A 7,318-nucleotide genomic window follows, 5' to 3' on the forward strand; every position below is an offset into this window, starting at 1 on the left:
CCCTCCGTCCGGTCCGTTCAGCAGCCGAGCTGGTCGGCGAGATCCGCGAGATCCCGCGCCGCGTAGGTGACCGGCACCGTCGGCGCGGTCTCGCCCCCGGCCGGGCCGTGCTCGTGCGGCCGGGCGATGTGGGCGGTGGACATTCCGTGGCTTGCCGCCGCCGCGAGGTCGTTCGAGTGGGCGGCGACCATCATGGTCTCTCCCGCCGCGAAGCCGAAGGCCGCGATCGCGTCGCGGTAGAGCGCCGGCTTCGGCTTGTAGTCGCGGGAATAGCCGGCGCCGAGCACCGCGTCGAAGGTCAGGCCGTTGCGGCGGGCGAGGTCGGCCATCAGCCGGACATGCCCGTTCGAGTTCGGCGCCAGGAGATGCTTTTCGCGAAGCCGCCGCAGCGCGTCCGGCACCTCGGGCCAGGCATCGAGCCGGTGCCAGGCCTGGACCAGCTCGCGCCGCACGTCCTCCGGTACGCCCGCGATGGCGAACTGCGCCAGCACATCGGGCAGGGACTCGGCCTGGAGCGTGTCGAGGTCGACGAAGGGCCGGGCGCCCGAGCGCACCGTCTCCATCGACGGATTGTAGCGGGCCCGCCACGCATCCGCGAAGGCGCCGGCATCAAGGCCCGGAGCGAAGGGCGCGAGCAGCCGCGCCGCCTCGCGGGCGATTCCGGAGCGCCAGTCGACCAGCGTCCCGAAGACGTCGAAGACCAGCGCCCGGACGGTCACCGGACCGCCTGGAGGCTGGGACCGCGGCGGACGAAGCCGACGATGTCCTTGACGGCGTCCAGCGTCGGGGCGGCGATGGCCTCGGCGCGGGCGCTGCCATCGGCCAGCACGGCGTCGATATGGCCGGGATCGGCGGTGAGGCGGCGCATCTCCCCGGCGATCGGCGCGAGGCTCGTCACCGCGAGGTCGGCGAGCGCCGGCTTGAAGGTCGAGAACTGCGCCCCGCCGAAGTCGCGCAGCACCGCCTCGCGGGTGATGCCGGCGAGCGCCGCATAGATCCCCACGAGGTTGTCGGCCTCCGGCCGCTCCTTCAGGCCCGCCACCTCGGAGGGCAGGGGCTCCGGATCGGTCTTGGCCCGGCGGATCTTCTGGGCGATCGTGTCCGCCTCGTCCGTGAGGTTGATGCGGGCATTGTCGGACGGGTCCGACTTCGACATCTTCTTGGTGCCGTCGCGCAGCGACATGACCCGGGCCGCCGGGCCGCCGATCAGCGGCTCGGTCATCGGGAAGAAGGCCTCACCGTGGCCATGCGCCGCGATCGAGCCGGAAAAGTCCGTGTTGAATTTTTGGGCGATGTCCCGGGTCAGCTCCAGGTGCTGCTTCTGGTCCTCACCCACCGGGACATGCGTCGCCCGGTAGGCCAGGATGTCGGCCGCCATCAGCACCGGGTAATCGTAGAGCCCGATCGAGGCGTTCTCCCGATCCTTGCCGGCCTTGTCCTTGAACTGGGTCATGCGGTTCAGCCAGCCGAGGCGGGCGACGCAGTTGAGGATCCAGGCGAGCTCGGCGTGCTGATGCACCTGGCTCTGGTTGAACACGATCGAGCGCTTCGGATCGATGCCGGCGGCGAGGAAGGCGGCCGTGACCTCGCGGATCTGGCCGCGCAGGGCCTCCGGGTCCTGCCAGAGCGTGATCGCGTGCAGGTCGACCACGCAGTAGAGGCACTGCGCGTCGCGCGCCTGCATCTCCACGAAGCGCTTCACCGCCCCGAGATAATTGCCGAGGTGCAGGTTGCCGGTGGGCTGGACGCCCGAGAAGACCAATTCGGTGAACGCGGCCATCGGCGCCGATCCTGAACAGTAAAACCGGGGCTCCGCGCCGTCCGGGCGCCGGTTTACTCGCACCCGTTGGCCGGACCGGTCAAGGACGCGTTGACGGCGCCCGCGCCGGCACGTGCGCGCTCGGGCAGAGATCGACCAGGACGCAGCGTCCGCAGGCCGGATTGCGATGGTGGCAGACCCTCTGGCCGTGCAGCATCAGGATCTCGTGATTGTCGTAGAGGTCCTGCGCGCTCCAGTCGGCGGGGAGCTGCGCCCGCAGGATCGGGTGCGACGGGCCGACATCGACCCGCTGGCCGATCAGCCCGAGACGCTGGGCGACCCGGTGGTGGTGGCTGTCGACCGGCAGGGCCGGCATCCGCAGGGTGGAAAAGGACAGGACCGCGGCGCTGGTCTTCGGCCCGATCCCCGGGATCGCCTGCAGCCAGCTCCGCGCGGCCTCGACCTCCCTGTCGGCCAGGAAGGCGAGGTCGAGGCTTCCGCACCGATCGCGGAGCGCCCGGAGAACGGCGCGGATGCGCGGCGCCTTCAGTTCCGGCCAGGTCACGCCCGCGATGGCGGCTTCGATCTCCGGCACGTCCGCGTCGATCACCGCCTCCCAATCCGGGAAGCGCGCCCGCAGCGCCTTGAAGGCCCGGCCGGATTCGGCGTTGCGGGTCCGGTGGGACAGGAGCGAGGAGACGAGTTCGCTGACCGGATCGAGGCTGTGGAAATACGGGATCGGGCAGCCGTAGACCGGGCAGAGCCGGGCGTGGACGGCGAGCGCCTTCTCGGCGAGGGCGGGATCGCCGGGGGCGGGGGCGGCTCTGCGGCCGGCCCGCGGGCGGGGTTCGGTTCGGGTGGGCGCGAGGGGCATGGCCGTCGAATCCGCGAGCCGGCGTTACCGTTCCGGTTTGCGCGGGGTCGCGGCGATCTGTCCGAACGGGCTGCGGCAGTGTTAGGATCGGGCATCGGCGTCCACACGCTCCGCCCGCCCCCTGGAGGCGGATCGCGCCGAATCAGGGTGTCACATCGTCCGTAGCGGGTTGCGGGTGATCGGCTCTGCCGGCCGGATCGACCCGCAGTTAGGATCACTGCGCCGGGCTGATGCTGCCCATGAAGCGCAAAAGCGTGGAACTGCTGGCAGCAGTGCCCCCCGCGCGCGGGTCAATGGCACGGGTGCTCGCTTGTTTGCGTCCCTACGAAGTGACCAATCCCTTCCATCATTCGGGTCCGGTCCGACCTGTTCATGGCGCTTGCCGGTGAGCCAGGCCGCCAAACGCCCCGCCAGTGGAGAATGGCGGCTCGTCACGATCAACATCCCGGACCCGTGGCGGATGCTCCCAATCTACAGGAGATGCTGGGAGATCAAATGGCTGTTCAGCGATGCCAGGGCCCGAGGCCTCAACCGCGACGACACACGTTTGATCGATTCAGCCAAGATCGGGACGCTCACCGTCGTCCTGGCGCTGGCCCTTCTTGGATCTCCCGAATGGCGACTGCCGAAAGGCGCCTCGAGCCAGCGCTCGCAAGATCCGCGCCCGGGGCGTCAACGTTCTTGTCGCTCAACAAAGCCCAGCCATCTCCTGGATCACTTGCCGCCCGAGGCGTCTCGCAGCACCGCAAGTCGTGTGCGGTGTGGTTTGCAATCGCGCCAGGTTTGAAGCCCTTGTCTCGGCTCGCTCGCGCAGAACTGTTGGCCACTCCGGCGGAGAGCACACGAACTACCATGTTGAGGCCAGTGCGGCTTTATGATGCGGCCATCTTACCCTCCCAAGGCTGTCGCAAATTCATGATCAAGGTTCAGAATAGATAGCCGAATCTTGAGGGTTCTGAAGCTTGTTTAATCCAAAGATAGACAAAATTTTATTATTCCTAGACTCCGATGATGAAGTATGAAACAGGCTGCTGGCTTTCGAGCTAAGCTTAAACGCTAAATCATTTCTGGTGTCGGCACTCTCAAGCTCTGCGATTTTTTGCCCCAGTACATTCGCCGCTTCTTCGATCGTATCGTACGTGCAGCCCATTTCTAACTTCTTCACGATTTCTCTAGGGCCAGCCTGGTTATAAACAATCGGCAGGCAGCCATTCATCGCAGCTTCCACCACGGTCATGCCAAAATGCTCGAAATTTTCGGGTTCTTTGTCCATATCGTGTCCAAACCCCGCGGCATGGATGTAGATCGACGCCGATCGATAGTATTCCTTCAGTTTTTCCAGAGGAAGGTCTGTAAGAACTTTAGCATTATAGCCAGAAAGAATTTTCATAACACGATGCACATACCAATCGTCGTTCGAACTTCCGATAAGAACGAGCTGCCAATCATCGAATCCTCCTGAGTTGACGCATAATTTAAAAATTTCCGCTATTATGTGTTGGTTTTTGGAGTGTCCAGACTCGAAGAATCTGCCAACCGAGATAATTTGCTTCAGCTTCTTGAATTTCCTTCCGTCGACGGATTCGACGATCTTGTCCGATACTGCAGGATACAATATCTCCGAGCAATAGTTTCCTTTTCCCCACATTTTTTCCATCCAGTCAGATGTGTACTCCGAATTGGCCAGAAATTTATAGCTATTTAAAAACTCGACGGTCGGTGTTTTGCTGGGAAAGCTGACAAGGTAAAAGGAGCTTGGTGCTAAAGATTTCAGCTCGCTCATATACGTTGAGTTAACGAATATGTCGTATTCGGCCGTTAGCTCCGGAACCATATCGAGCACAATTCGCTTTCGAATTTTCCTGCGGTCTAGTCCGAAGTAAGAGAGTATGTAGTCGATGTCAAAATCGACGCATGAGATCATTTCTACGGACGATATATTCCGCAGAGCAGAAACAACGCTCAGGGCATGTGCCTCCCCGCCGCCCAATGTTTGCCAAAAATTATTATAAACCCCAATTCGGATTTGATTTTTTCCCGGCAAGTCGCCGTCTTCGAATTTGTCGACAAGTTGTGGTAGCTCTGAGATAATATCATCAAGTACGCCGGCATACGTGATATCGTCCGCCGTCTTGATGTTTTCCTTGTCGGAAAAATAAACTTTGTGGTGATTGAGAGTCAACAATTTTTCGCGCAGCAATGTCTTCCGGTCTTCCGTAGAGGAAAGAATGTACTGGTACAAAATTTGGTTCCTATTTACATATTTCATCCAGAAGGTAGATTTCTCAACCGAAGTCGACGAGTGCTTATGATATACTTTAGACGCTGGGCAGTAAATAATTCGAAATCCCGAATGCCGCAATCGTTGCGATAGTTCGCTATCTTCATAATAGGCAAAAAATTCTCCTATAAATATGTCGCGACCAACAAGAGCGTCACGGCGGATCAGGCACGCGCATCCACATAACAGCGATACGGGTTCGACGGTCTCGAACTGACTCTCATCATAGGCGCCAAAACCGCGGTCGGCTGTGGTATGGTTCGGTCCTTCAATGCTGCCTGCATTATTAATTACATACTTTCCCAAAGCGGCGCTTTGCTCCGAAATTGGGAATGTTATTTCTTGACCGGACGAGTCAATCTTGATCATCTTCCTTCTATGGCCGCACTTTACTTCGACGAGTTGTTGTTTTGAGACTGACATCAAGGGGATATTGAAATGGTGGTTGTCGGCGGGAATTTTAACACAAATTTCATATTTATTTCCGCGTTTGACGGCCGAGATGCGGCCATTGTTTTCGTTACCGACATCAGCGAAATACTTTTTGTATTTTAAGCAGCTGAGAATATCGTCCGTGCGTGCGAAAAACTCTGCTTCGGATGAAATTTCAATCGTGATGAAGGGCGTCCAAAATCTGATCTTAGATGTTGCCGCGCCAATATCTGGATCGTATCGTATCGCGTTCACTAAACTATATAGCCAGTCTGGATCAGCCTTAGTATCATTGTTCAGTAATGCGATCAGTTCGCCTCTTGAATGACGAAGTCCAATATTGTTGGCCTCAGCGAACCCAACATTATATGGTAACGCTATGATCGTAGAACTTGGAAAGCGGGCGCGCCATATCTTGCAAGAATTATCCTCGGACCCATTGTCGACAAAAATGATCTCAAAATTTCTATACGATTGTTCGATCAAAGAATTGCCCAAATCATTTAAATGGCGTTCGCCGTTCAGATTGACTATGATAATTGATACAAGTGGAGCTTTGCTCAGTGAGTAATGTCTCCGCACCCTGTGGTGAGCGCTATCGTAACCTTTCCGTGTCGCAACGGGTCCTGCAACTATCAAATTGCGGATTTTTGCAGAATTTCCATGTGCTCTATAAGGGCGATTTTCAGCTCGTCCCCTGGCTATGTAGTGGGAAAGCGCATCGGTCAGCCCTTCTCGAGTGAGGGCGGCAACATCCTGGTTTTGTTCAAGGTACCACCGCGCATCGAAAGATGGAGATGGTGAAAATCCACGTCTGCCACCAATCAGGAGATAATGCTGGATAGCAGTCATGGCACCATCTTTGACCAAATCATTAGCTTCTGGATAATTTTGTAGGTACCAATGTGCATCGAACATTGAATTTGGAGCGCGCCCCTCTTTTGCTCCATGCTCAATGAAATGTAGATAGGGGTGCAGTTTCTTTTCAGCAAAGGCTTTGTGAATTTCCTCGTTTTGAGACCAGTACCATCTTGGATCAAATAGCGCGTGGGGAGAATTTCCAAATGATTGTGGGTTTGTCAAAAAATCGACCATCAGCTGAACATTGTCAGTCAATTTTTTGCTTAAGTGTTCTTTGTTGTTTTCTTTATAGTAGTGAAAGCTAAATAAGGCGTTTGGCGACCGGCCTTCTTTTATTCCGTGCTCTAAATAGTGTTTCAGCGCGGTAGTTTTATTCACCTCAACCTGTTGGCTTACGTCTTTATTAATAAGCTTATACCAATCCGCATCGAATATCGGTCTTATTAGGACTGACAGGCGATTTTTTGTTCCCCGTTGCTTTAGAAAATTCTCTATCATTTTTCTAAACTCTTCACGTGTCATCAGCGCTGTGGGAAATGTCGCTCGATCCGCTTTAGAAATTCGACGTAAGCCGGGCGTTGGGCAGATGAGGCGTGGTTGCTCGCGACGAAATTTTGACTTCGGCGATGAAGGGGATGACGGCAGAAAGGTCAAGGAAAAAAATCGAATCCCAGTAGCGCTTATTCATTCTAGAAATATCAAATCAGATCATAATGTCTCCGTATGATAACTGCGTTTGTCTTTTTCGTGCTTTTCGTTATGGCGAATTGGAAGCAAGAAATGCGCTAATCCCAATTGAAAGAAAAAGTTAGTTTGTATGAACCTTCGAAAAAAACTTCTTATCGAAGTGTGTTTTGCAGAGTTTTGCTTCTGAGGAAAGATTTCTAGGTTGTGATACTTCAATAAAATGGCTCGGTATTGGAGCCGGCTTTGTGTATCGTCGTGCTGGTGGCGGGGCATGATGACGGTGCCGGGCACGTGCTAGGGTCTGGACTCGATCAGCACCAAAAAGCGATGACGGCGGCGAGGGCGACGGCTGAGGCATAGTTGCGGGCGAGCTTGTCGTAGCGGGTCGCGACGCGGCGGAAGTCTTTGAGGCGGTTGAAGGTGG

Annotated in this window: 4 protein-coding genes and 1 pseudogene; all 5 read right to left on the bottom strand. The window is 56.8% G+C overall.

Going from position 1 to position 7,318, the window contains the following annotated elements:
• Positions 1 to 17: 17 nt before the first annotated feature.
• Positions 18 to 719: a haloacid dehalogenase type II gene (locus tag FVE89_RS06115; RefSeq protein ID WP_160533152.1), complete on the bottom strand. Its 702-nt coding sequence runs from the start codon at positions 717 to 719 to the stop codon at positions 18 to 20.
• Positions 716 to 1,780 carry a tryptophan--tRNA ligase gene (gene trpS / locus FVE89_RS06120; RefSeq protein WP_160533153.1) on the bottom strand — a complete coding sequence of 355 codons (1,065 nt, stop codon included), beginning with the start codon at positions 1,778 to 1,780 and terminating at the stop codon, positions 716 to 718. Before trpS ends, FVE89_RS06115 begins: the two co-directional genes overlap by 4 nt.
• 79 nt (positions 1,781 to 1,859) lie before the next feature.
• A complete protein-coding gene (locus FVE89_RS06125; RefSeq protein WP_160533154.1) occupies positions 1,860 to 2,633 on the bottom strand; it encodes a Fe-S cluster assembly protein HesB in 774 nt (257 codons plus the stop codon).
• A 919-nt stretch (positions 2,634 to 3,552) separates the two neighbouring features.
• Positions 3,553 to 6,861, bottom strand: a complete 3,309-nt coding sequence (locus FVE89_RS06130) for a glycosyltransferase (RefSeq protein WP_160533155.1) — start codon at positions 6,859 to 6,861, stop codon at positions 3,553 to 3,555.
• 344 nt (positions 6,862 to 7,205) lie between these two features.
• Positions 7,206 to 7,318 (bottom strand): annotated as a pseudogene (locus tag FVE89_RS06135) (IS5/IS1182 family transposase); the annotation flags it as partial.

This window comes from Methylobacterium sp. 2A, from assembly GCF_009806555.1.
Taxonomy (GTDB): domain Bacteria; phylum Pseudomonadota; class Alphaproteobacteria; order Rhizobiales; family Beijerinckiaceae; genus Methylobacterium.